Source organism: Streptomyces sp. NPDC028419 (genome assembly GCF_055565515.1).
The window spans coordinates 122543-147932 of the sequence record NZ_JBVHUE010000009.1 but is presented as its reverse complement, the minus strand read 5'-3'; the positions used below and the strand labels follow the sequence as shown (position 1 = coordinate 147932).

At 73.3% G+C, this 25390-nt stretch carries 20 protein-coding genes; 14 read left to right on the top strand and 6 right to left on the bottom strand.

The window, feature by feature from the left end; translation table 11 throughout:
- Positions 1 to 26: 26 nt before the first annotated feature.
- The 7 genes from ligA to ACZ4UB_RS13430 all read left to right on the top strand — a co-directional run bounded on the left by ligA (position 27) and on the right by ACZ4UB_RS13430 (position 10127).
- Entirely contained in the window at positions 27 to 2282 is a 2256-nt protein-coding gene (ligA, locus tag ACZ4UB_RS13460) for an NAD-dependent DNA ligase LigA (RefSeq protein WP_354380006.1), read from the top strand.
- Positions 2283 to 2679: 397 nt separating this feature from the next.
- The gene (locus tag ACZ4UB_RS13455; RefSeq protein WP_468070238.1) at positions 2680 to 5052 is read left to right on the top strand and encodes a putative bifunctional diguanylate cyclase/phosphodiesterase; all 2373 of its coding nucleotides are present in this window, start codon (positions 2680 to 2682) and stop codon (positions 5050 to 5052) included.
- Positions 5053 to 5523: 471 nt separating this feature from the next.
- Complete coding sequence (gene gatC / locus ACZ4UB_RS13450) at positions 5524 to 5820, top strand: Asp-tRNA(Asn)/Glu-tRNA(Gln) amidotransferase subunit GatC (RefSeq protein ID WP_073772988.1); 297 nt, start codon at positions 5524 to 5526, stop codon at positions 5818 to 5820.
- Positions 5820 to 7325 carry an Asp-tRNA(Asn)/Glu-tRNA(Gln) amidotransferase subunit GatA gene (gene gatA / locus ACZ4UB_RS13445; protein ID WP_468070301.1) on the top strand — a complete coding sequence of 502 codons (1506 nt, stop codon included), beginning with the start codon at positions 5820 to 5822 and terminating at the stop codon, positions 7323 to 7325. Before gatC ends, gatA begins: the two co-directional genes overlap by 1 nt.
- The gene (locus tag ACZ4UB_RS13440; protein WP_330332777.1) at positions 7322 to 7561 is read left to right on the top strand and encodes a hypothetical protein; all 240 of its coding nucleotides are present in this window, start codon (positions 7322 to 7324) and stop codon (positions 7559 to 7561) included. Before gatA ends, ACZ4UB_RS13440 begins: the two co-directional genes overlap by 4 nt.
- 16 nt (positions 7562 to 7577) lie before the next feature.
- On the top strand, positions 7578 to 9086 hold the full coding sequence (gene gatB, locus ACZ4UB_RS13435) for an Asp-tRNA(Asn)/Glu-tRNA(Gln) amidotransferase subunit GatB (RefSeq protein WP_468070237.1): 1509 nt from the start codon (positions 7578 to 7580) through the stop codon (positions 9084 to 9086).
- A gap of 180 nt (positions 9087 to 9266) precedes the next feature.
- A complete protein-coding gene (locus ACZ4UB_RS13430; RefSeq protein ID WP_468070236.1) occupies positions 9267 to 10127 on the top strand; it encodes an alpha/beta fold hydrolase in 861 nt (286 codons plus the stop codon).
- On the opposite strand, the gene ACZ4UB_RS13425 is transcribed toward ACZ4UB_RS13430, so the two are convergent.
- On the bottom strand, positions 10099 to 10707 hold the full coding sequence (locus tag ACZ4UB_RS13425) for a GNAT family N-acetyltransferase (RefSeq protein WP_468070235.1): 609 nt from the start codon (positions 10705 to 10707) through the stop codon (positions 10099 to 10101). The two genes, ACZ4UB_RS13430 and ACZ4UB_RS13425, sit on opposite strands and share 29 nt — an antisense overlap.
- The gene (locus ACZ4UB_RS13420) at positions 10704 to 12710 is read right to left on the bottom strand and encodes a penicillin acylase family protein (protein WP_468070300.1); all 2007 of its coding nucleotides are present in this window, start codon (positions 12708 to 12710) and stop codon (positions 10704 to 10706) included. The genes ACZ4UB_RS13425 and ACZ4UB_RS13420 overlap by 4 nt, the downstream gene beginning before the upstream one ends.
- Before the next feature lie 197 nt (positions 12711 to 12907).
- Here ACZ4UB_RS13420 and ACZ4UB_RS13415 point away from each other — a divergent pair, with 197 nt between their 5' ends.
- Complete coding sequence (locus ACZ4UB_RS13415; protein ID WP_468070234.1) at positions 12908 to 13639, top strand: siderophore-interacting protein; 732 nt, start codon at positions 12908 to 12910, stop codon at positions 13637 to 13639.
- 38 nt (positions 13640 to 13677) lie between these two features.
- Here the strand turns inward: ACZ4UB_RS13415 and ACZ4UB_RS13410 are convergent, their stop codons facing one another.
- Together ACZ4UB_RS13410 and ACZ4UB_RS13405 are read right to left on the bottom strand one after the other, a co-directional pair.
- A complete protein-coding gene (locus tag ACZ4UB_RS13410) occupies positions 13678 to 14178 on the bottom strand; it encodes a DinB family protein (protein WP_468070233.1) in 501 nt (166 codons plus the stop codon).
- A gap of 90 nt (positions 14179 to 14268) precedes the next feature.
- Complete coding sequence (locus ACZ4UB_RS13405; RefSeq protein WP_468070299.1) at positions 14269 to 15051, bottom strand: GNAT family N-acetyltransferase; 783 nt, start codon at positions 15049 to 15051, stop codon at positions 14269 to 14271.
- A 60-nt stretch (positions 15052 to 15111) separates the two neighbouring features.
- Between ACZ4UB_RS13405 and ACZ4UB_RS13400 the strand changes: the two genes are divergently transcribed.
- From ACZ4UB_RS13400 to ACZ4UB_RS13375, 6 genes are all read left to right on the top strand, one after another.
- Entirely contained in the window at positions 15112 to 15546 is a 435-nt protein-coding gene (locus ACZ4UB_RS13400; protein ID WP_468070232.1) for a cupin domain-containing protein, read from the top strand.
- 213 nt (positions 15547 to 15759) lie between these two features.
- Complete coding sequence (locus tag ACZ4UB_RS13395; RefSeq protein ID WP_468070231.1) at positions 15760 to 17979, top strand: MMPL family transporter; 2220 nt, start codon at positions 15760 to 15762, stop codon at positions 17977 to 17979.
- A 39-nt stretch (positions 17980 to 18018) separates the two neighbouring features.
- Entirely contained in the window at positions 18019 to 18573 is a 555-nt protein-coding gene (locus tag ACZ4UB_RS13390) for a GNAT family N-acetyltransferase (protein WP_468070230.1), read from the top strand.
- 163 nt (positions 18574 to 18736) lie between these two features.
- Positions 18737 to 19333: a hypothetical protein gene (locus ACZ4UB_RS13385; protein WP_468070229.1), complete on the top strand. Its 597-nt coding sequence runs from the start codon at positions 18737 to 18739 to the stop codon at positions 19331 to 19333.
- 228 nt (positions 19334 to 19561) lie between these two features.
- A complete protein-coding gene (locus tag ACZ4UB_RS13380; protein ID WP_354380017.1) occupies positions 19562 to 19735 on the top strand; it encodes a hypothetical protein in 174 nt (57 codons plus the stop codon).
- Between the two features lie 80 nt (positions 19736 to 19815).
- Positions 19816 to 22851 carry a helix-turn-helix transcriptional regulator gene (locus ACZ4UB_RS13375; RefSeq protein ID WP_468070298.1) on the top strand — a complete coding sequence of 1012 codons (3036 nt, stop codon included), beginning with the start codon at positions 19816 to 19818 and terminating at the stop codon, positions 22849 to 22851.
- A 57-nt stretch (positions 22852 to 22908) separates the two neighbouring features.
- On the opposite strand, the gene ACZ4UB_RS13370 is transcribed toward ACZ4UB_RS13375, so the two are convergent.
- On the bottom strand, positions 22909 to 24063 hold the full coding sequence (locus tag ACZ4UB_RS13370; protein ID WP_468070297.1) for a PQQ-dependent sugar dehydrogenase: 1155 nt from the start codon (positions 24061 to 24063) through the stop codon (positions 22909 to 22911).
- 270 nt (positions 24064 to 24333) lie between these two features.
- A complete protein-coding gene (locus ACZ4UB_RS13365; protein ID WP_354380018.1) occupies positions 24334 to 25353 on the bottom strand; it encodes an aldo/keto reductase in 1020 nt (339 codons plus the stop codon).
- Positions 25354 to 25390 lie beyond the last annotated feature (37 nt).

The following is a 25390-nucleotide window of genomic DNA, read 5'->3' as shown; positions in this document are numbered from 1 at the left end:
GAGACGGGCCCACGGGAGGACACGGCATGGCAGCCGAACAGAAGCACGGTGACGGCACGGCGGCGGGCGCGGCGGCCGCGTCCGACGCGCCGGCGGCAGTGCTGGAGCAGCACGCCCTGCTCGCCGAGCAGATCGAGGAGCACCGCTTCCGGTACTACGTGAACGACCAGCCGGTCGTCACCGACGCCGAGTTCGACACCCTGCTGCGCTCGCTGGAGGCGCTGGAGGAGCAGTACCCGCAGCTGCGCACCCCCGACTCGCCCACCCAGAAGGTGGCGGGGGCCTACGTCACCGACTTCGCCTCCGTCGAGCACCGCGAGCGGCTGCTCTCCCTCGACAACGCCTTCGACGACGAGGAGTTGGCGGCCTGGGCCGAGCGGGTGGCCCGGGACGTCAACACCTCCGACTACCACTACCTGTGCGAGCTGAAGGTCGACGGCCTCGCCGTCAACCTCACCTACGAGAACGGCCGGCTGACCCGGGCCGCCACCCGCGGCGACGGCCGCACCGGTGAGGACATCACGCCCAACGTCCGCACCATCGCCGAGATCCCCGACCGGCTGGCCGGGGACCGCATCCCGGCGCTCGTCGAGATCCGCGGCGAGGTCTACTTCCCGATGGAGAAGTTCGAGGAGCTCAACGCCCGCCTGGTCGAGGCGGGCGACAAGCCCTTCGCCAACCCGCGCAACGCGGCCGCCGGTTCGCTGCGCCAGAAGGACCCCAAGGTCACCGCGACCCGCCCGCTGCACATGGTGGTCCACGGCATCGGCGCCCGCGAGGGCTTCGAGATCGACCGCCTCTCGCACGCCTACGAACTGCTCCACGAGTGGGGCCTGCCCACCGCCGAGCACAACAAGGTGGTCTCCTCCCTCGCCGAAGTCCGCGCGTTCATCGCCCACTTCGGCGAGAACCGGCACTCGGTGGCGCACGAGATCGACGGCGTCGTCGTCAAGCTCGACGAGATCCCCCTCCAGGGCCGGCTCGGCTCCACCGCGCGCGCCCCGCGCTGGGCGATCGCCTGGAAGTACGCGCCCGAAGAGGTCAACAGCAAGCTGATCGACATCAAGGTCGGCGTCGGCCGCACCGGCCGCGTCACCCCGTACGCGCAGGTCGAGCCGGTGACGGTGGCCGGTTCCGAGGTCGAGTTCGCTACCCTGCACAACCAGCAGGTGGTCAAGGCCAAGGGCGTCCTCATCGGCGACACCGTGGTCCTGCGCAAGGCCGGCGACGTCATCCCCGAGATCCTCGGACCGGTGGTCGACCTGCGCGACGGCAGCGAGCGCGCGTTCGTGATGCCCGCCGACTGCCCCGAGTGCGGCACCCCGCTGCGCCCGATGAAGGAAGGCGACATCGACCTGCGGTGTCCCAACGCGCGGACCTGCCCCGCCCAGTTGCGCGAACGGCTCTTCTACCTCGTCGGCCGCGAGTGCCTGGACATCGAGAACTTCGGCAAGGTCGCCGCCGCCGCGCTCACCAGACCGCTGGAACCCGCCGTCGCCCCGCTGCTGGACGAGGGCGACCTCTTCGACCTCACCATCGAGGCGCTGCTCCCCATCAAGGCGTACGTCCTCGACGCGGACAGCGGGCTGCCCAAGCGCGACCCGAAGACCGGCGAGCCCAAGATCGTCACGGTCTTCGCCAACCAGAAGGGCGAGCCGAAGAAGAACGCCCTGGCCCTGCTGGAGAACGTGGCGGCGGCCAAGGACCGGCCGCTGGCCCGCTTCATCAACGGCCTCTCGATCCGGCACGTCGGACCGGTCGCGGCGGCCGCGCTGGCCCGCGAGTTCCGCTCCATCGAGCGCATCGAGGCGGCGACGGAGGAGGAACTGGGCGCCACCGAGGGGGTCGGCCCCATCATCGCCACCGCGCTCAAGGAGTGGTTCGCGGTCGACTGGCACCAGGAGATCCTCGCCAAGTGGCGGGCCGCCGGGGTGCGGATGGAGGACGAGGCCTCGGCGGAGGAGGAGGGCCCGCGCCCGCTGGAGGGGCTGACCGTCGTCGTCACCGGCACGCTGGCGAGCCACACGCGCGACGGCGCCAAGGACGCCCTGCAGAGCCGCGGCGCCAAGGTGACCGGCTCCGTCTCCAAGAAGACCTCCTTCGTCGTCGTCGGCGACAACCCGGGCTCCAAGTACGACAAGGCCGTCCAGTTGAAGCTCTCGATCCTGGACGACGCGGGCTTCGCGGTGCTGCTGGAACAGGGCCCCGACGCGGCGCGCGAGGCCGCTCTGCCGCTGGAGGAGCCCGCCGCGGCCCTGGACGACGCCGCCGAATCGGAGTAACGAAGGAGAGTGGGTCGAGCGGTGACGGGGCGCCGGGGAGGTCGAAGCGAACTGATGCGTGGCGTGCGTCCGTACGGGCGGGCGCACGCGGGGCGCACACGGCGGTCGCGAACGGCCGGTACCGGCCTAGCCGCAGGGCGTTGACCTGTCGGATCATCGCAAGGGTGGCCCGGAAGTCCTGGTCCGGCCTCACCCGTTCGGCGGATACCGTACTGATGAGGATGGCTGGGTCGTATTCGGGCAACCGCCGCCGACCGCTGCACTTGGGAGCCACTCCCGTCCTACTGTTGAGGGGTGCGCCCGTCGTGCACGGCTGCGGAACGCGAATCCAGCCGTGATGGCATGACGTCGGGGCCATCACGAGGCAACGGCATCGCCGGCTGTGAGAGGGACGGGCATGAAACCCATCGAAAGCGCCGACCCGCCACCGGATTTCGGCGGGACGGGCGGGGAGGCGCCGTCGCTGCGGGCGGAACGGGCCGACCGCGCCACAGGACGGGGCAGCCGCGCCGAACACGCGCGCCGCGCCGGCCGCGTGCCCCGGGCCGGTCGGACCCCGCGCACCGAACGTCCCGGACGTCCGGCCGCGACCGAGCGTCCCGCCCCGGCCGCCCGGTTCGGGGTGCTGGGCGCCCGGACCCCCGAGACCCACCCGCTCGACACCGGGGTCTCGACGGGCTCCGGCGGTGGCCAGGGCGCGCCCGTCCAGGGGTGGCGCGTCGCGGTCCCCTTCGCCGTCGTCGGCCTCTCCCTCGTGGTCCTCGTCGTCGGCATCGCCCGCGCGCTGAGCGAACGTCACCCCCTCTTCCCCGGTGGCGCCGCCGGCTGGGGACTCGCCCTGCTCACCGGCATCATCGTCGGCCACCTCGTCGCGCTCGGCCGCGACCGCTGGTGGGGCGGCACCGGTTCCGGCGCCGCCCTCACCCTCGGCGTGCTCATCCTCTACGGCTGGATCCCGGCCGGGCTCGTCTCGCTCGCCGTCGTCTCGCTCGTCGGCGCCGCCCGCCGGCACCGGTGGCGCCAGGGCCTGTTGCACGGCTCCGCGGACATCCTGGGCATCGGCGCGGGGGCGCTCGTACTCGGCGTCTTCGGCCAGGCGCCCAGCGTCGAGGTGCCCTGGCAGCCGACCGGCTGGGGACCCGGAGCGATCCCCGAGATCATCCTCGTCGCCCTCACCTACCTGCTGGTCACCCGGGTCCTGCTGTGGCTCGCGCTGACCCCGCGCGGCGGCGGGCTGCCCACCGTCGCCCGCACCGCGCTCATCCGGCAGGCGTTAGTCGCCGCCGCACTCCTCGGCATCGCCCCGCTGATCTGCGTGGTCGCGATCACCCTGCCCGTCCTGCTGCCGCTGTTCGCCGTGCCGCTGATCGCCCTCGACTCCACCCTGTGGATCGCCCGGGCGCGCGCCGAGGAGCAGCTGCGCGACCCGCTCACCGGACTGCCCAACCGGCAGTGGCTGCTGGAGCGTGCCTGGCGGGCCCTGGACGAGGCTGAACGTATCGGCACCCGCTCCGCGCTGGTCCTCATCGACCTCGACCGCTTCCGCGCCGTCAACGACACCCTCGGCCACCTCGCGGGCGACCGGCTGCTCCTGCAGATCGCCGACCGGCTCCGCCAGGCCCTGCCCCAGGACGCCGAGGTGGCCCGGCTCGGCGGCGACGAGTTCGCCGTCCTGCTGCCCGTCGCCGACTCCACCACCAGCGCCCAGCGGGTGGCCCGCCACCTCGTCGCCGAGCTCAGCTCGCCGCTCGACCTCGACGGGCTCACCCTCGTCCTGGAAGCCAGCGCGGGCCTCGCCGTCTTCCCCGACCACGCCCTCGACGCCGAGGGGCTGCTGCGGCGGGCCGACGTCGCGATGTACCAGGCCAAGCGGGACCGCACCGGGGTCGAGGTCTACGAGTCCAAGCGGGACAGCAACACGCCCGACCGGCTCGGCCTCCTCGGCGACCTGCGGCGCGCCCTGGACGCGGGCGAGGTGGAGCTCCACTACCAGCCCAAGGTCCGCTTCGACGGACAGGTCGCCGGGCTGGAGGCCCTCGTGCGCTGGGTGCACCCCGAGCGCGGGCGGGTTCCCCCGGACGAGTTCATCGCGATCGCCGAGACCTCCGGTCTGATGCCGCACCTGACCGAGTACGTGCTGGAGACCGCGCTGGCCCAGGTGGCCCGGTGGCGGGCCCAGGGCCTGAAGGTGCCGGTCGCGGTCAACGTCTCGCCGCGCGACGTCCACACCCCCGGTTTCGCGGGGGCGGTGGCGGCGCGACTCGCCCGGCACGGGGTGCCGGCGAGCGGGCTCCAGCTGGAGATAACGGAGCACGTCCTGTTGGAGGACCCGCAGCGGGCCGCCGACACGATGGCGGGGTTGACCGGGCACGGCGTGAAGATGTCGCTCGACGACTTCGGGACGGGGTACTCGTCCCTGGTCCACCTGCGGCGGCTGCCCGTCAGCGAGCTGAAGATCGACCGGTCCTTCGTGGCGCGGCTGGCCGTGGACGCGCAGGACGCGGAGATCGTGCGGTGCACGGTCGACCTCGCGCACTCGCTCGGGCTGTTGGTCGTGGCCGAGGGCGTCGAGGACGACGAGACGTGGGAGCGGCTGCGGGACCTGGGCTGCGATGCGGTGCAGGGGTGGCTGGTGGCGGCCGCGATGCCGCCCGCCGAGGCGACCGCGTGGCTGCTGGCGCGGGGCGAGCGCGGCTGGCGTCGCCCGGCCGACATCACCGCGGAACTGGCCGCCGCCGCAGCCGCCCCTCCCGAGACCCCGACCCCGTAGCCCCCTTCCAGCCGGCCCGGCGTTCGAGGGCGTCCCTGAGCGGTCCGGCGGCCGCGCCCCACCCGCCTCCGGCGGCGCCTCAAACGCCGGCGGGGCTGGATGTGGCCGAGCCGTGCGTATTCAGCCTGCCCGGCGTTTGAGGGCGTCTTTGGGCGGTGCGGTGGGGGCGCCTCAAACGCCGGCGGGGCTGGATGTGGCTGGGCCGGGCGCAGTCCGGCCGGCCCGGCCACATCTAGCCCGCCCGGCGTTTGAGGGCGTCGTTGGGCGGCGCCGTGGGGGCGCCTCAAACGCCGGCGGGGCTGGATGCGGCCGGGCCGGGCGCCTTCAGCCTGCCCGGCGTTTGAGGGCGTCTTTGGGTGGGGTGCGGGGTTCGGCCCTCTGGGAAGCGGCCGTTTCGTGGGTCGGGGCGCGCGCCCCATAGGATTGGGGGCGAAACCAGAAACCCGATACACCACCCCAGAGGATCGCTGCATGCCTGGCATCACGCGCGAGGAGGTCGCCCACCTCGCTCGGCTGGCACGTCTGGAGCTCAAGAGCGAAGAGCTTGACCACTTCGCCGGACAGCTCGACGACATCATCGGCGCGGTCGCCCGCGTTTCCGAGGTCGCCGACCAAGACGTCCCGCCGACCTCCCACCCGCTCCCGCTGACGAACGTCATGCGCGCGGACGAGGTCCGTCCGTCGCTCACCCCCGCGCAGGCGCTCTCCGGAGCCCCCGCTCAGGAGCAGCAGCGTTTCAAGGTGCCGCAGATCCTGGGGGAGGACTAATCACCATGACGGACATCAACATCATCAAGCTCACGGCCGCCCAGACCGCCGAGAAGATCGCCTCCGGCGAGCTCACGGCCGTCCAGGTCACCGAGGCCCACCTCGCCCGCATCGACGCCGTCGACGAGAAGGTCCACGCCTTCCTGCACGTCGACCGCGAGGGCGCCCTCGCCCAGGCGCGCGCCGTCGACGCGAAGCGGGAGCGGGGCGAGGAGCTCGGCCCGCTGGCCGGCGTACCGCTCGCGCTCAAGGACATCTTCACCACCGTCGGGGTCCCGACCACCGTCGGTTCGAAGATCCTCGAGGGCTGGATCCCGCCCTACGACGCCACCCTGACGCGCAAGCTGAAGGAAGCCGACGTCGTCATCCTCGGCAAGACCAACATGGACGAGTTCGCCATGGGGTCCTCCACGGAGAACAGCGCCTACGGCCCCACCGGCAACCCGTGGGACCTCACCCGCATCCCCGGCGGCTCCGGCGGCGGCTCCGCGGCCGCGCTGGCCGCCTTCGAGGCGCCGCTCGCCATCGGCACGGACACCGGCGGTTCCATCCGCCAGCCCGCCGCCGTCACCGGCACCGTCGGCGTCAAGCCCACCTACGGCGGCGTCTCCCGCTACGGCATGGTCGCGTTCTCCTCGTCCCTGGACCAGGGCGGGCCCTGCGCCCGTACGGTCCTGGACGCGGCGCTCCTGCACGAGGTCATCGCCGGCCACGACCCGCTCGACTCCACCTCCATCGACGCCCCGGTCCCGCCGGTCGTCGAGGCGGCCCGCAACGGCTCCGTCGCGGGCATGCGCGTCGGCGTGGTCAAGCAGTTCTCCGGCGAGGGCTACCAGGCCGGTGTCGTCCAGCGCTTCAACGAGTCGGTCGAGCTGCTCAAGGAGCTCGGCGCCGAGATCGTCGAGCTGGACTGCCCGTCCTTCGACCTCGCGATGGCCGCGTACTACCTGATCGCGCCGTCCGAGTGCTCCTCGAACCTGGCCCGCTTCGACGCCATGCGCTACGGCCTGCGCGTCGGCGACGACGGCACCAAGTCCGCCGAGGACGTCACGGCCCTGACCCGCGAAGCCGGCTTCGGCGACGAGGTCAAGCGCCGCGTCATCCTCGGTACGTACGCGCTCAGCTCCGGCTACTACGACGCGTACTACGGTTCGGCCCAGAAGGTCCGCACGCTCATCACCCGGGACTTCGAGAAGTCCTTCGAGCAGGTCGACGTGATCGTCTCCCCGACCACGCCCACCACCGCCTTCGCGATCGGTGAGCGCACCGACGACCCGCTGGCGATGTACCTCGCGGACCTGTGCACCATCCCGACCAACCTGGCCGGCAACTCCGCCATGTCGCTCCCCTGCGGCCTGGCCCCGGAGGACGGTCTCCCGGTCGGACTGCAGATCATCGCCCCCGCCATGAAGGACGACCGGCTCTACAAGGTCGGTGCGGCCGTCGAGGCCGCCTTCGTCGCGCGCTGGGGTCACCCGCTGCTGGAGGAGGCTCCGTCCCTGTGAGTGCACTGACCAAGGCCAAAGGCTTCAAGAAGTCCAAGTCCGGTACGTACCTGTCGATCGGTACGACCGCCTTCGGCGCGCTGAGCGTGGTCAAGCAGGCCAAGAAGGCCCGCACCGAGCACGACACGCTGAAGCTGGTCGACGCCGTCGTGTCCGCCGCCGCCATCATCACCGGCCTCGCGATCCTGTACCGCGAGCTGAAGCGCCTGGGCGACGACGACGTCCTGCTCGGCTGAGAGGGAAAGTTTCACCGTGACCGTCACCGAACTCCTGTCGTACGAGGACGCCCTCGCGTCGTACGACCCCGTCATGGGCCTCGAGGTCCACGTCGAGCTGGGCACCCGCACCAAGATGTTCTGCGGTTGTTCGACCGAGCTGGGCGCCGAGCCCAACTCGCAGACCTGCCCCACCTGCCTCGGCCTGCCCGGCGCGCTCCCGGTCGTCAACGCGATCGGCATCGAGTCGGCGATCAAGATCGGTCTCGCGCTGAACTGCGAGATCGCCGAGTGGTGCCGCTTCGCCCGGAAGAACTACTTCTATCCGGACATGCCGAAGAACTTCCAGACCTCCCAGTACGACGAGCCGATCGCCTTCAACGGCTTCCTCGACGTGCAGCTGGAGGACGGCGAGATCTTCCGCGTGGAGATCGAGCGCGCCCACATGGAGGAGGACACCGGCAAGTCGCTGCACGTCGGCGGCGCCACCGGCCGCATCCACGGCGCGTCCCACTCGCTGCTGGACTACAACCGTGCGGGCATCCCGCTCATCGAGATCGTCACCAAGCCGATCGAGGGAGCGGGCGCGCGCGCCCCCGAGGTCGCCAAGGCGTACGTCGCCGAGCTGCGCGAGGTCATCAAGGCGCTGGGCGTCTCCGAGGCCCGCATGGACAAGGGCCAGATGCGCTGCGACGTGAACCTGTCGCTGCGCCCCACCCCGGAGTCCGAGTTCGGCACCCGCAGCGAGACGAAGAACGTCAACTCGCTGCGCAGCGTCGAGCGCGCGGCCCGCTTCGAGATCCAGCGCCACGCGGCGGTGCTCTCGTCGGGCGGCTCGATCCTCCAGGAGACCCGTCACTTCCACGAGGAGGACGGCTCCACCACCTCCGGCCGCATCAAGGACAACGCCGAGGACTACCGGTACTTCCCGGAGCCCGACCTCGTACCCGTGGCCCCGGCCCGCACCTGGGTCGAGGAACTGCGCGCCGCTCTCCCCGAGATGCCCCGCGTGCGCCGCAACCGGCTGCGCGAGGAGTGGGGGGTCAGCGAGCACGACATGCAGTCGATCCTCAACGCGGGCGCGGTGGACTCCATCGTCGCCACCATCGAGGCGGGCGCCGACTCGGCCGCCGCGCGCAAGTGGTGGATGGGCGAGCTGGCCCGCAACGCCAACGAGCAGGGCGTCGTCGTCGACGAACTGCCGATCACCCCGGCGCAGGTCGCCCGGGTCGCGGCGCTCGTCGCGGGCGGCGAGCTGAACGACAAGCTCGCCCGTCAGGTCATCGAGGGCGTCCTCGCGGGCGAGGGCACCCCGGACGAGGTCGTCGACAAGCGCGGCCTCAAGGTCGTCTCGGACGACGGCGCGCTCGGCGCGGCCGTCGACGAGGCCATCGCGGGCAACGCGGCCATCGCGGACAAGATCCGCGGCGGCAAGGTCGCGGCCGTCGGCGCGCTGGTCGGCGCGGTCATGAAGACCACGCGCGGCCAGGCGGACGCGGCGCGCGTCAAGGAACTGATCCTGGAGCGCCTGGGCGTCAGCGAGTAGGTTCCCCGGGCTCCACGCGACGGCCCCGCACCGGATCTCCGGTGCGGGGCCGTCGGCGTACCGGCTGCCCTGCCGCCGTGCCCCTGACGATGCGGCGGCGATAGTTCTGTAGCGATCGATAGTTAAATCGGGTACGGTTCTTTCTGTAGCGATCATTAGCGAATTTACGGGGAGACCGTCATGTCCCATGCCCACGCGCAGGCCACCGCCGCCACCACCGCCACCTACGCCCGCACCGTTCGCGGGCGGCGCGGCGGGCCCGGGCTGCTGCTCGCCCACGGGGGAGGCGGGTCCGTGGAATCGAACTTCGGGACGCTCCTGGACGGGCTCGCCGCGCGGCGCACCGTCGTCGGCGTCGACTACCCCGGTTCGGGCGGCACTCCGCGCGCCGACCACCCGCTGACCCTGGACGAGCTGGCGGACGAGCTGGTGGCCGCGGCCGACGCCGAGGGGTTGGAGCGGTTCGCGGTGCTCGGCTACTCGCTCGGCGGGCACGTCGCCGCCCGGGTCGCGGCCCGCCACCCGGAGCGGGTGACCGCCCTCGTCCTCACGGCGACCTTCGCCCGCGCCGACAACCGGCTCTCGCTCGTCACCTCGCTCTGGTCCGAGCTGGCCGCGCGGGGCGAGGCGGAGCTCCTGGCGAAGGTGCTGGTGCCCCTGGTGCTCAGTCCGGAGGCGCTGGAGGCGCTGACCCCGGAGCGACTGGCCGAGACCGTGGCCGCCACGGCCGCTTCCTTCCCGCCCGGCGGCGGGGACCAGGCGGCCCTGGTGCCGGGCGCGGACGCGCGCCCCGACCTGGCGTCCCTCGACGTACCGGCCCTGGTCATCGCGACGACCAGGGACCGGCTCGTACCGGAGCCGCGCCAGCGGGAGGTCGCGGACTCGATCCCGGGCGCCCGGTGGGCCGAACTGCCCACCGGACACCTGCCCTTCGCCGAGAGCCCCGCCGCCTGGGAGGCGCTGATCAGCGGCTTCCTCGCCGAGGTCGAGGTCGAGGCCGGGGAGGGGGGTGTTACGGGCGCGGGCGGCGCGGGGCGCTGAGGAAGGCGAGGCGGGCCGGCTTCGCGGGCAGGTACACCTCGGGCAGGTCGATCTCGGGGAGTTCGACCTCCGGGCCCAGGACGAAGCCGGTCCGCTCCAGGCGCGCGATCGCCTTCTCGTTGCGCGCGTCCGGCTCCGCGACGACGCGGACCGTGCGCCCGTCGGCGAAGACGTAGCCCATGAAGGCGGTCAGCAGGCCGGCGCTGAAACCGCGCTCGGCCGCGCCGTCCGCGGGGCCGATCAGCAGGTGCACGCCGGTGTCCCCGGGCTGGACCTCGTAGCACTCGCTGACCCGGTCCGCCGCGCAGTCGTACGTCTGGAAGAGCGCCACCGGCGCGCCCTCGCGCCGTGCGATGAAGGCGTGGTGCGTGTCGCGCCGGTCGACGTCCGCGTAGATCTCCCGGACCAGCTCCAGGCTCGCCCCGTTCATGCCCCAGAAGCGGGCGCGCTCGTCGGTGACCCAGCCGTGGATCAACTCGGCGTCGCCGACCGGGTCCACGGGGGTGATGGTGACCGTGCCGAAGCCCTCCACGTGCTGGGTGTGGACGGGCTGCCGACGGGAGGCGGCGGGGGAGGTCATATCGATTCCTTGGTGAGCAGGGTCCAGTCGGTGACGACCGGGACGAGTTCGCCCCGCGCCCAGAGCGGGAGCTGGTCGAGGTGGTGCGCGGAGCCGGTGACCCCGTCCGCGCCCAGCGGGACGGACCACAGGCTGTCCTCGCGCCGGGCCAGGTCCCAGACGTAACGGGCCGCCGACGCGCGGGAGCTGAGGTCGGTGACCCCGGGGACGGAGGAGGTGGCGTTCACGCAGTCGTGGTCGCCGCCCAGTCCGGGCCAGCTCGCCCCGGGGTCGTGCAGCGCCTGCCAGGGCGCGAGCCGGTGGACCTCGGACCACGCCGTGTCGGGGGCGGCCGTCGCGGCCGTCTCCTCCAGGGCGGCGCGCAGGTGCGCGGTGCGGTCGAGCGCGGGCAGCAGATCGGTGGTCAGCAGGCCCTCCAGGGCGTAGCCGACCCGGGGGACGAGGTACAGCCAGGGGTGGAAGACCGACGGTCCGGTCGGCGCCGCGGCCAGCCCGGCGAGCGCGGGGTCGGCGGCGATCCGCCGGACGAGCGCCGTGCGCAGGGCCGCGAACAGGGTGGCGTCGGTGCTCCCGGCCGCCATGTGCCGATCCCAGCCGAGCAGCCGCTCGCGCAGCTTCGCGGCCTCGGGGGAGAGGCCGTCCGGTGCGGGCAGCCGGTCCAACACGGCGGCGGCGGACCCGAGGAAGGCGTCCCGGTGCACGGCGGCCATGTCCGGGGCGGACCACTCGTCCGAACCGCTGAGCAGCTCCCGGATCCGGTGGGCCCGGTGCGGGGGCGCGAACTCCACGCCCAGCGGGGAGGCGATCCCGCGCGCGTTGGCCATCACCGCGAAGCCCCGCACGGGCTCGACGGGCGGATCGGCCCAGCCCTGCCACGCGTACCCCGCTTCCCAGGCGGGGACCGGGCGCAACCGGTTGTCCGGGTGGCGCAGCGGTACGGCGCCCGCGACCCGGTGCAGCAGGCCGCCCCCGGTGTCGGCGGCGTGCACGACGTTGACGGGCTCGGCCCACCCGTCGACCGCGCGGTCGATGTCGGCGACCGTACGCGCCCGGAGCAGGGCCGGCAGGGCGGCGAAGCCGAGGTCCGCGCGGACCCGGGCCGGGTAGCGCAGGCTGACGCTCTGCTCGGGGGTGTCGATGACGACCGGGCCGCGGGCGGTCTCCAGCACCTCGACCTCGACCTCGGTGGGGGCCGCGCCGTCGGCGCCCGCGACCGTGATGGTCTCGATGTGACGGGCGACGGGCTCGGTGGCGCCGTCCGGGCCGAGGGCCTCGACGCGCTCGCCCGTGGCGTCCGTGATCCGGGTGAGCCGCTCGACGTACAGGTCCTGGTAGTCGGCCATGGCGTTGGTGATCGCCCAGGCAGCGGAGCCGGTGTGGCCGAAATGCGCCAGGCCCGGGACCCCGGGGACGGCCAGGCCGACCACGTCGAACTCGGGGCAGGCCAGGCGGATCTGCTGGTAGACCCCCGGGTCCTCGATGAAGCGGTGCGGGTCGCCCGCGATGATCGCGGAGCCGGTGGAGGTGCGCTCGCCCGGTACGAGCCAGCCGTTGCTGCCGGCGGTGCCGGGGCCGTCGGTGGCGAACAGGGTGATGGCCTCGTCGCCGAGGGCGGCGGCGACCCGCGCGCGCCAGAGCTTGGTGGGGAAGCCGGCGAACAGGACGTGGGTGGCGAGCCAGATCCCGAGCGGGACCCAGGGCTCCCAAGGGGTGGGCACCAGGCCGGTGCGGGCGAAGCGCTCGTCGCGGGCCGCGCCGGCGGCCATGCCGTCGTTGACCCCGTCGACGTACGCCCGCACCCACGCGGCGGTGTCGGCGTCGAGGGCCTCGAAGCAGCGCCGGGCGGTGTCGTCGAGCCGGCACTGGCGGGCGAACCGGTCCCAGGCCACCTCGCCGGCGCCGAGGAAGGCGGCGGTGGATCCCTGCGACCGGCGCCGCTCCACCTCCAGCTGCCACGCGCGGTCCAGGGCGGTGGTCCGGCCCTGGGCGTAGGAGAGGCGGATGCCGTCGGCCGCGCGGAGATGGGGAACGCCCCATGCGTCCCGATAGCGGGCGTGGTCGTCGGGGGCGTCCTCCGGAGCGGTCTCCGGGCCCGAATTGGTAGCGCTGCTCACACTGTTCCCCAAGTGCATTAGGTTAGGCTGGCCTAACTATAAGGCCGAAAACGTGTGCCAGGGGAAAGTCAGGGGGAAGGGCGGACATGGGCGTTGCCAAGGGCTGGGAGGGCGTGGTCCTCAAACTGCTGCGGGGCAAGGACTTCACGTTCACGGTGACGGGGGCGGAACAGGTCACGGAGAACTACCGCCGCGTCCACCTCTCGGACGGCGGCCTGCTCGCCGCCGCGGGGGACTCGCTGCACCCGACGATGTGGGTGCGGGTGTGGTTCGAGGGCGAGGGCAAGCCGCACCAGCGGGCCTACACGCTGGTGGACCCCGACCCGGCCGCGGGCACCTTCACCCTCGAATTCGCCCTGCACGACGGGGTCGCCAGCCGCTGGGCGCGCGACGCGAAGCCCGGAGACACCATCGACGCCACGGTGCAGGGAACGGGCTTCACCGCGCCCGCCCCGGCGCCGGAGCGGTTGCTGGTGATCGGTGACGCGGCCTCGCTGCCCGCCATCAACTCCCTGCTGGACGCCTTCCCGCGGACCCCGGCCACCATCTGGTTCGAGACGCAGCACGACTCGGACGCCGACCTGCCGGTCCGCGCGGACGCGGCGCGCCACGAGGTGCGCCGGGTCGCCCGCGGGGGATCGGCCCTGGTGGAGCAGGTCAAGGCGCAGTTGCCGGCGCTGATCGACGACCCGGCTTCCGCCTACGTGTGGCTCGCGTGCGACACGACGACCACGCGGACGCTGACGTCGTACCTGCGCAAGGAGCTGGCCCTGCCCAAGCAGCGGGTCAACGGCCTCGGCTACTGGCGGGCCGCCTAACGGGGTCCGGGGCCGGGCCCGGGGCCGCGGTCCCGAGCTCAGGCGCCGGTGGTGCCGTCGATGGCCTCCCGCAGGAGGTCGGCGTGGCCGCTGTGCCGGGCGTACTCGTGGATCAGGTGCTGCATCACCAGGCGCAGCGAGACGTCCGCCTCCCACTTCTCGAAGTAGGCCGTCACGTCGAGGGAATCGGCCTCGGCCTCGAACCGGCGGGAGAAGGCGATCTCCGCCTCCCACGCGGCGAAGGCCTCGGCGCGGGTGGAGGTGGAGGCGTCGTAGGCCGCCTGGAAGTCGTGCTCGTCGGACCAGACGTGCGCCACGTCCTCGCCCGCCAGCACGCGCCGGAACCAGTGGCGCTCCACCTCGGCCATGTGCCGCACGAGGCCGAGCAGGGTGAGGGTCGAGGGCGGCGACGCCGGCAGGCGCAGCTCCTCGTCGGTGAGGCCCTCGCACTTCATGGAGAGGGTGGCGCGGTGGAAGTCGAGGAAGCCGCGCAGGGTTTCGCGCTCGTTGCCGGTCAGTGGGGGTGCGATGCGATCCATGGCGCTGATCTTGCCCGCCCGGGCCGGCGGGAGGAAGGGCCGGGGGGTCGAACCCGCGGTGACCCGGCCCCGCGCCACCGCTCGGGGCCGCTACTTCCCGACCCACACGTACGGCACCGTCACCCCCAGCACCCCGAAGCCCAGCCGCTCCAGGATCGGGCGGCTCTCGCTCGACGCGTCCACCTGGAGGTAGGGGATCCCCAGCTCGGCCGCCGCGAGCGCGCGGTGGGCCACCAGGGCGCGGTAGATGCCCTTGCCCCGCCACTGCGGCGCGGTGCCGCCGCCCCACAGGCCCGCGAAGGAAGCGCCCGGGGTGATCTCCATCCGCGCGGAGCTGACCGGCTGGCCGTCCGCCATCGCGACCACGGCCAGGATCGTCTCCGGGGCCCGGGTCACCTGGGTGATCAGCGCGTGCCGGATCCGCGGCCGGTTCTCGCCGAAGGCCTGGGCGTGCACGTCCATCATCAGGTCGACGCCCTCGACGTCCGTCACGTTCACCAGCGTCACCCCCTCGGGGGTCGCCGCCTCGCGCGCGATGTCCGCGACCCGTGCCACCATCAGCGTCTCGGGCGGCTCCGGCACGAAGCCCGCGGCCAGCAGGCGTGCGCCCAGGTCCGCCGGGGCGTCGTAGTCGTACAGCTTCCACTCGAACTCCGGCACCTCGCGGTCCTCGAAGTAGGCGATCTGCGCCGCGATCCGCGCGTCCGCGGTGTCCTCGTCGAGATCCGACCAGAGCACTCCGTTCCAGCCCGGGCCGCGCGAGACGCGCCGTACGACGTCCCCGTCGTGCTCCACCAGGGAACGGTCCCCGTCCGACCGCGCCCCGCGGCGGGCCTCGGCGTCGAACAGGGCCCTCACTACATCAAGATCCATCGTCATCCGTGCAGCTCAGCAGGCAATATGCCCTCAACGCAAGTGCATTAGCCTCCCCACATGACCGATGCGACCGATCGCGCCCACCGCCCCGTCCCCGCGAGTTCGGACGGGCTCGTCCACACCGGCAAGGCGGGCCCCGATGCCGCCGCCGACCGCGGTTGGCTCCTCGGCCACTTCAAGGCCGCCGACGACCCCCGGCACAGCGCGGACGTCGAGATCAAGTGGGGCGTCCACCCCAAGGGCGAGGAGCGCGCCCAGTGGGTGACGGGCGAGGAGCGCACCGCGCTGCAGGTCCTCATCAGCGGGCGCTTCCGGCTGGAGTTCCCCGGGCGGACCGTGGTCCTCGCCGAACAGGGGGACTACGTGATCTGGGGACGCGGGGTGGACCACTCCTGGTACGCGGAGGAGGACGCCGTCGTCCTCACCGTGCGCTGGCCCTCGCTCCCGGGGTACCGGGCGGACGAGGGCGCGGGGGAGCAGCCGCGGGAGTAGGGACCACCGGGTGGGGGCCCGGGGGCCCTTGGTGAGGGGACAAGGTCCCGACCCCGGCCCCTTCCCCCTCCGTATCCTGTGACGATGCCCACGAAGGGGGCCAACGATCACCAATCGTTGAGATCGTGACGGTGTAGACCACCTCGGGCATACGCGTTCTTTCCGACGGGCTGTTCCCCGGCAAAGGATCCGAACCACCAGGGAGCACGTTCGTTGGCAGCAATCGCACGGTGGTGCATGCGGCACCGCCTCGTCGCCGTCATGCTCTGGCTGCTGGCGTTCGGCGCCACCGCGGCGGCCGCCGCGAGCGCCGGAACCGCCTTCTCCAACGACTACGAGGTCCCCGGCACGGAGTCCGGCAAGGCCCACGCCCTGCTGCGCGAAGGTTTCCACGGCCAGGGCGGTGACACCGACACCATCGTGTGGCGGACCCCGGAGCACGAGAACGCCCGCTCGCCCGAGGTCCAACAGCGCATGGGCCGGGCCCTCGACGCGGTCGCCGCACTGCCCGGAGTCGGCTCGGTCGCCGGCCCCTACGGTCCCGACGGCGCGGCCCGGATCAGCGCGGACGGGCGCACCGCCTACGCCGTCGTCACCTTCGACCGGCCGGCCGACGCGGTCCCCAAGGCGCAGGCCAAGGCGGTCGTGGCCGCCGCGAAGAACCCCGCCACCGAACGCGACGGCCTCCAGGTCGAACTCGGCGGCCGGGCCATCGGCCTCACCGAGGCCCCCTCGGCCCACCTCGCCGAAGTGCTGGGCGTCGCCGTCGCCGGTGTCGTCCTCTTCCTCGCCTTCGGCTCGCTCGCCGCCAGCCTGCTGCCCCTGGCGACCGCCCTGGTCAGCGTCGGCACCGCGTACTTCGGCATCACCCTGCTCGGGCACGCCATGCCGGTCGCCGACTTCGCCCCGATGCTGGGCACCCTGGTCGGGCTCGGCGTCGGCATCGATTACGCGCTCTTCATCGTCACCCGGCACCGCAAGGGCCTGCGGCGCGGCCTGTCCGTCGACGAGGCCGCCCGCGCCGCCGTCGCCACCACCGGCCGGGCCGTCGTCTTCGCCGGGGCCACCGTCTGCATCGCGCTGCTCGGCATGCTGGTCCTGCGCCTGAACTTCCTCAACGGGGTCGCCCTGGCCGCCTCGCTCACCGTCGTCCTGACGGTCGCCGCCTCGGTCACGCTGCTGCCCGCGCTCCTCTCGTACATCGGCATGCGCGCCCTGTCCCGCCGCGAGCGCCGCAGGCTCGCCACCGACGGCCCGCAGCCGGAGCCGCCCACCAGCTTCGCCGTCCGCTGGTCCGCTTTCGTGGAACGCCGGCCCAAACTGCTCGGTGCGCTGGCCGCCGTGGTCATGGTCGTCCTGGCGCTGCCCACCCTCTCGCTCCACCTCGGCACCTCCGACCAGGGCAACAACCCGGCCGCCTCCACCACCCGGCAGGCCTACGATCTGCTCGCCGACGGCTTCGGCCCCGGTGTGAACGGCCCGCTCACCCTCGTCGCCCGGCTCGACGGCCCGGCGGACCGCGTCGCCCTCGACGGCCTCGGCGAGACCCTGCGCGCCACCCCCGGCGTCGCGGCCGCGGGGCCGGCCGTCTTCAACCGGAGCGGGGACACCGCCGTCCTGACGGTCGTGCCGACCTCCGCCCCGCAGTCGCGGGACACCAGCGACCTGGTCGACCGGCTGCGCGAGGACGTCATCCCGCGCGCCGAGCGCGGCCACACCATGGACCTCCACGTCGGCGGCGTGACGGCGGGCTACGACGACTTCGCCGAGGTCATCATCGGGAAGCTGCCGCTCTTCGTCGGCGTCGTCATCGCCCTCGGCTGCGTCCTGCTGCTGCTCGCCTTCCGGTCCATAGGCATCCCGGTCAAGGCGGCCGCCATGAACGTCGCCGCCGTCGCCTCGTCCTTCGGCGTCGTCGTCGCGGTCTTCCAGTGGGGCTGGGGCAGCGAACTGCTGGGCCTGGGCAGTGCGGGCCCGATCGAACCCTTCCTGCCGGTGATCATGGTCTCCGTCCTCTTCGGGTTGTCCATGGACTACCAGGTCTTCCTGGTCAGCCGGATGTACGAGGAGTGGTTGGAGACCGGTGACAACCGGCGGGCGGTCCGGGTCGGCCTCGCCGAGACCAGCCGCGTGATCAACTCGGCGGCGGTCATCATGATCTCCGTCTTCCTCGCCTTCGTCCTCAGCGGCGACCGCTTGATCGCCATGTTCGGCATCGCCCTCGCCGTCGCCGTCGCCCTCGACGCCTTCGTCCTGCGCACCCTGCTCGTGCCCGCCCTCATGCACATGCTCGGGGGCGCGAACTGGTGGATCCCCGGCTGGCTCGACCGCCGGCTGCCCAAGATCAGCATCGAGCCTCCCGAGTGCCGCTCCCGTGCGACACTGCCCGCGCAGCGCAGTACGACCGACGAACCGGCTGCCGCGCCCCGCTGACGCGCCGGGCCGGGCACCGGAGGAGCCGAAGGAACCCGCATGTTCTCGATACCCCTGGCCGACGACGCCCAGCTGTTCCCCCTGGAGATCCGGCACGCCGAAGAGTTCTTCGCGCACATGGAGCGCGGCCGCGCGTACATCGGGGAGCACATCGGCTTCCCCGACGCCGCCACCGACCTCGCGTCGGCCCGCACCCTGCTGGGGAACTACGCCCAGAAGGCGGCCACCGACACGGGCCGGCTCTACGGCATCCGGGTCGACGGCACCCTCGTCGGCGGGGTCCTCTTCCGGACCTTCGACGCGGACGGCGGCACCTGCGAGATCGGCTGCTGGCTGGAGCCGACCGCCGCCGGGCGCGGCCTGATCACCAAGGCCTGCGGGATCCTGATCGACTACGCGTTCCGGGAGCGCGGCATGCGCCGCATCGAGTGGCACGCCTCCGCCCTCAACACCAAGAGCCTCGCCGTCGCCCAGCGCCTCGGCATGACCCGCGAGGGCGTGATGCGCGAGAGCCACCGCCACCGGGGCGTCCTGCAGAACACCGAGGTCTGGGCGCTCCTCGCCCACGAATGGGACGGCGCCCGGCAAGGCTGAGCCCGCCGACCGGCGCACCCGCCCGACCGCACCCGTCCGACCGCGGTCGGACGGGTCGCCCGGACCCGCGGACACGGGCGGCGGCCGCCGGCGGGCGGCCCGGCGGACAGCCGCACATGCGGCTCTCAGGAACCTCTCAGATACGCCGCCTACGGTGCCCCGCATGGACACCACGAAGACCCCCGCCCAGAACGCGCCCGAGTCGGACTCCAAGGAGTCGACCGAGGCCACCGTCACCGCAACCACCGCCACCGATGTCGAGGCCACCGATATCGCGGACGTGGTCGGCGACCCGGACGGGGAGTTCGACGACGAGGAGTCCGACGCGCTCCTGGACCAGGACGCCGAGGACCGCCCCACCGGTGTCTTCGCCGCCGCCGCGGCCGTCGCGGGCGCCGGTCTCTCCCTCGTGGCCCTCAGCGGCACCTGGGTCGCCCGGGTGATCACCGAACGCCAGGGCCTCATAGGCCAGATCGAGTCGGTCAACGCCACCTCGACCGAACAGAAGATCCAGGCCCTGTACAGCGACGGCTGGCACATGACCGCCCTCGTCAACGGCGTCTTCTCCACGATCGCCCTCCTCATCGGCATGTTCGTGCTGGTCGGCCCCTCCTTCGGCGCCCCCGGCCGGGTCAACCCGCAGTGGGTCAAGGCCGTCTCCTGGGTCGCCGTCGCGCTCGGCGTCATCGGCGTGCTGATCTTCGGCCTCATGTACTTCGACGTCCTCTTCCCCCTCCCCAAGGCCGCGGCCGCCGCCTAGGACCACCCCTGGGCAGGGGTCCCTGGAGTCACGGGCCTAGGCCCGATGCCTAGGCCGCCGGGCGGGTGGGCACCCCGCCTTAGTCCGCCCGGCGGCCCGGGGCCACCCGCCTAAGGCCCCCGACCGCACCGAGATGCGGCATGCGCCCGATGCCCGCGCACCCCCTGGGACGAGATTCTTGGATCACACCGAACGAGGTGACCGAGAAACAGGACCAGGGAGTACGAGATGTTCGTGTACGAGATCGCCATCGCCCACCGCGACGAGCTCATCCGTGAGGCCGCCGAGTACCGCCAGGTGCGCCTGGCCAAGGCCCGGGGCGGGCGCCGCGCCTTCTCTCTCAAGAAGGCCTCCGAAAGGCCGGTGAGGGAGACCCGCAGCCGGTTCACCCCGGCCGCGTAACCCGCGCCACGCACCACGTGATCTGACACGTGATGAGAAGCGCACCAATATCCGGTGTCACTCCCGAGCGACGCTGTGCGATGCTCGGCGGCGTGGAGACCAGATCTGTCAGCCCGGTGTTCGTCGGCCGCGCCGACGAACTGGCCGTACTCACCGACGCACTGACCCGGGCCGCGGGCCCGGAACCGCAAGCCCTCCTGATCGGGGGCGAGGCCGGGGTCGGCAAGACCCGCCTCACCGAGGAGTTCCTCGCCGAGGCAGAACGGCGCGGCGCCGTCGTCGCCGTCGGCGGCTGTGTGGAGATAGGGGCGGAGGGTCTTCCCTTCGCCCCCTTTTCCGCTGCCCTGCGCAGCCTGCGCCGCCAGCTCCCCGAGCAGCTGATCGCCGCCGCCGCGGGCCAGGAGGACGAACTCGCCCGGATCCTCCCCGAGCTCGGCGAGACCCCCCGCGGACCGCACGACGAGGAGAGCACCGCCCGGCTCTTCGAGCTGACCGTACGCCTGCTGGAACGCCTCGCCGCCGACCGCACCGTCGTCATCGTCCTGGAAGACCTGCACTGGTCGGACACCTCGACCCGGCACCTCCTCGCCTACCTGCTGCGCACCCTCTCCACCGGCCGGCTCGTCGTCGTCGCCACCTACCGCGCCGACGACATCCACCGCCGGCACCCGCTGCGCCCGCTGCTCGCCGAACTCGACCGGCTGCGCTCCGTCCAGCGGATCGAGCTGTCCCGCTTCAACCGCGCGGAAGTACGCCGCCAGCTCGCCGGGATCCTGGCCGCGCCCCCCGAAGAGGCCCTGGTCGAGACCGTCTTCGACCGCTCCGACGGCAACGCCTTCTTCGTCGAGGAACTGGTCGCCTGCCGCGAGAGCGGCTGCCGCACCGGCCTCACCGAATCCCTGCGCGACCTGCTGCTCGTGCGCGTCGAGGTACTGCCCGACGCCGCCCAGCGCGTGGTGCGCATCGTCGCCGAAGGCGGCTCCACCGTCGAACACGAGCTCCTCCTCGCCGTCGCCCAGCTGCCCGAGGACGCCCTGATCGAGGCGCTGCGCGCCGCCGTCGGCGCCAACATCCTGCTGGCCAGCGCCGATCGGGACGGCTACCGCTTCCGGCACTCCCTCGTCCGCGAAGCCGTCAGCGACGACCTGCTGCCGGGCGAACGGGCCCGCGTCAACCGCCGCTACGCACAGGCCATGGAGGCCGACGAGAACCTCGTCTGCAGCTCGGAGCGGACCATCCGGCTCGCGAGCTACTGGTACTGCGCCAACGATCCGGCCAAGGCCCTGCCCGCCGTGCTCGCCGCCTCCGTCACCGCCCGCCGCCGACACGCCTACGCCGAACAGCTCCGGCTGCTGGACCGGGCCATCGACCTGTGGGAGAGCGCGCCCGCGGAGGTCCGCGCGGAGCTGCGCCCGGCGGACTACACCGAGGTGTACCCGCCCTGCGGCTGCGACCCCGAGACGACCCCGCTGCGCCGCCTCGACCTGCTGGCCGAGGCCACCGTCGCGGCCCGCTTCGGCGGCGAGCGCGATCGCGCCCTGAAGATAACCAAGATGGCCCTGCGGATGCTGGAGGACGAGGACGACCCGCTGCGCTCCGCCTGGTTCTGGACCGAGCGGTCCAAGCTGGTCGCCAGCCTGGGCCGCGGCGACGGCTGGGCCGAACTGAGCACCGCCCAGGAACTCGTCCAAGGGCTGCCCCCGTCCCACGTGCACGCCGAAGTGCTCTCCCGCGCCGCGGGGTGGGGCATGATCCACAACCCCGGCCTCGACAACATCGCGGCCGCCGAACGCGCCGTCGAGTACGCGCGGATGGTCGGCGCCCAGGAAGTCGAACTGCACTCCCGCATCACCCTGGGCTCCCTGCTCGCGGACGCCGGGGACGTGCCGGGCGGGCTCGCCCTGATGGAGGAGGTCAAGGAACGGGCCGCCGAACTCGGCCTGACCATGCTCTCGGGTCGCGTTCACATCAATCTCACCTCTCAGCTCGAAAACAACGGCCGCTCACGGGAAGCGGTGGAACTCGCGGAAGCGGGCGTCCAACTCGTCGGAGCCTCCCGGCTCCTGGACTCCGAGGCCTGGGTCCGCGGCAACATGGCGGAGAGCCTGTACAGCCTCGGCCGCTGGGACGAGGCCACCGAGGCGGCCCAACGCACCCTGCGCGTCAGCCAGAGCGCCGCCCCGCGCGGCATGGCCTCGGCGCGCCTGTCCTACCTCGCCCTGGCCCGCGGCGACGTGGCCGGCGCCGCCGAGTGGCTCGCCGCCGCCCACGAACACTTCGGCACCCACGACGCCCAGCCCCAGCACCGGATCCCGATGTACCGCCTGGCGGTCGGCCTGGCCGCGCTGGAGGGCCGGATCATCGACGTCCGCACGGAGGTCGCCGAGGCGATCCGCGCCGGATTCCCGCTCGGCCACCACCGCTACGCCTGGCCCCTGCTCCTGGCCGCCGCCTCCGCCGAGGCCGACGCCCGGGGCCTCCCGGCCGCCGCCGCGGGCCACGAGGAGGCCGTGCGGACCCTGCGCCGGGCCATGCTCGACCTGGCCGCCCCGGTGCCGCTGTGGGCCGCCCACGCCGACTTCGTCCGCGCCGAACTGCTGCGCGCCGAGGACCGCGACACCCCCGCCGACTGGATCGCCGTCGAGGCCGCGATCGAGCCGCTGGACCGCCCGTACCTGCTGGCCCGGGTCCGCCACCGGGTCGCCGAGTCACTGCTGGCCGCGGGCGGCGACCGCGAGCACGCCGCCGCGCTCGTCCGCGCGGCCCACGCGACCGCCGAGCACCTGGGCTCGCTCCGGCTCCGCGACGACCTGGCCCTGCTCGCCCGGCGCGGCCGCCTCCAGCTCACCGACCCCGACGAGGGCGCCGCCCCGGCTCCCGCCGGGCCCGACACCGACCCGGTCGAGAGCCTGGGCCTGACCAGCCGCGAGCGGGACGTACTGCGCCTGGTCGCGGCGGGCCACAGCAACCGTCAGATCGCCGAGGAGCTCTTCATCTCCCCGAAGACGGCCAGCGTCCACGTCTCGAACATCCTGGCCAAGCTGGGCGTCGCCGGCCGCGGCGAGGCGGCCGCCCTCGCCCACCGCCTGCGCCTGTTCACCCCCGTCCCCTCCTGAGGCAGCGGCTCCCGGCCCCGGCGGCCGGGGCCGGCCGGGCCCACCGGGAGCGGCGGGCTACCGGACCGTCAGGCTCAGGATCCGGTCGTCCCCCGCCTCGGGCGTCCCGCGCCCGTCCGTCTCGCTCGTGACCAGCAGCAGCTTGTCCCCGCCCAGGGACACCACCGTCCGCAGGCGCCCGTACGTCCCCTGGAGGAAGGCCTCGGGCTCCGCGAGCGCCTTGGTGCCGTCCAACGGGATCCGCCACAGCCGGGCGCCCTTGAGGCCCGCCATCCAGATCGAGCCCTGCGCGAAGGCGATCCCGCTCGGTGAGGCGTCATCGGTCTTCCACTGGGCCACCGGGTCGATGAGACCGGGCTTGCCCGCCTTCCCCTCGGCATCGGGCCAGCCGTAGTTCCCGCCGGGCCGGATCAGATTCAGCTCGTCCCAGGTGTCCTGGCCGAACTCAGAGGCCCACAGCCGCTTGTCCTTGTCCCAGGCCAGCCCCTGCACATTGCGGTGCCCGTAGGAGTAGACGACCGAATCGGCCTCCGGATTCCCGTGCACGGGCTGCCCGTCCGGGGTCATCCGGAGGATCTTCCCGCCCAGCGACTTCTTGTCCTGAGCGAGCCCGGTCTCCCCGGTCTCGCCCGTCCCCGCGTAGAGCATCTTGTCCGGGCCGAAGGCGATCCGACCGCCGTTGTGCACGAGCCCCTTGGGGATCCCCCGGAACACGGTGTCCGGGGCGCCCAGTTGCTGGCCGGGCTGTCTCTGCTCGTCGTACCTGAGCCGGGCGATCCGGTTGTCGGACTCCGTCGTGAAGTACACGTAGACCAGGTGGTCCGAGGCGTACGAGGGGGACAGGGCCAGACCGAGCAGCCCGCCCTCGCCGCCCGGAGCCACCCCGGAGACCTTGCCGATCTCCGTCGCCTTCCCCGTGCTGGCGTCGACCCGGGTGATCGTGCCCTTGTCCCGCGAGGCGACCAGGAGGTCCCCTCCCGGCAACGGGGCCACGCCCCACGGCGATTCCAGGCCCTTGGCCACCTCACCGGACACCGTCACCGCCCCCTTCGCCGGTGGCCCCGGGGCCGAGGCCCCCGCGGAGGCGGCACCGCCCCCGGAAGGACTGGCCCCCCGCGCCGGTGGCGAGGAACCCGCCGGAGCCCCGGACCCCGGCCCGCCGGCCGGAGCGCACCCGGCCACCAGCAACGCCCCGCAGCCGACCACGGCCACGGCCGCCCACACACCCCGTGCCGCCCCGCTCCGTACCGCCCCGCCCCGTACCGCCGCGCTCCCCGTCGCGCCGCGGCCCCGCATCGCTCCCGCACCCATCGCCCTGCTCCCTTCCACTGTCCACTGCCCGTCGATCCTGCCGGTCACCAGTCTCAACAGCCGGCGCGGCCGGCGAAGTTCCAGCCCTTCGTACACTCGATCGAGTGGGGATGGACGGCCCCGAACGGGGAAGAGGGCGATCGGACGGCCGGGCGGACCACCGCGTCCCGGTCAGTCCCAGGCCCCCACCGCCACCGGCAGCGCCGCGACCTCCTCCAGGTCCAGCGCCGTCAGCCGCACCTCCGCCGCCCCCGCGTTCTCCGCCGCCCAGGACGCCCGCTCCGCCCCCGGCACCGGCACCACCTGCGGCCCCTGGGCCAGTACCCACGCCAGCGCCACCTGGGCCACCGTCGCGGGCCGCCCGCCCGGCCCCTCGTGCCGCCGGGCTATCCGCCGCAGCCCCGCGACGAGCACCTGGTTCGCCGCCATCGCGTCCGCCGTGAACCGCGGGTGCCGGGCCCGCGCGTCCGCCTCCTCGAAGCCCTGCCCCGGCGTCAGCGTCCCGGTCAGGAAGCCGCTGCCCACCGGCATGGCCGCCAGCAGCCCCACCCCGCGCGTGCGGCACCACGGCAGCAGCTGCCAGGCCGCCTCCGGCGACCACACCGACAGCTCCGCCTGCACCGCGCTCACCGGGAACACCTGCTGCATCCGGTCCAAGTGGCGCAGGGTCGCCGTGTAGGCGCGGTCCCCGAGCCGCCCCGCCCCGGGCCCCGCGCCCGCCCCGAGCGCGCAGAAGCCCAACGCGCGCACCTTGCCGGCCCCGACCAACTCGGCCATGGCCCCCCAGGTCTCCTCCACCGGCACGTCGGGATCCACCCGGTGCAACTGGTAGAGGTCTATGACGTCGGTCCGCAGCCGCCGCAGCGAGGCGTCACAGGCCCGCCGCACGTACCCGGGCCGCCCGTCGGCCACCACGTGCTGGTCGCCCGCCCGCAGCCCGACCTTGGCCGAGACGAACGCCTCCGCCCGGCGCTCCTGGAGCACCCGCCCCACCAACAGCTCGTTGGTGTAGGGCCCGTAGATGTCGGCCGTGTCCAGCAGGCTGGCGCCCAGATCCAGCGCGGTGTGCACCGTCCGCAGCGATTCCTCGCTCCGGCGCCCCGAGGCGGCGTACCCCCAGCTCATCGGCATGCAGCCGAGCCCGATGGCACCCACCGTCAGAGCCGATGCCCCGATCGACCTGCGCTCCACTCCTGGGTCCCCCTCCCGGTCCGCCACACAAACTAAC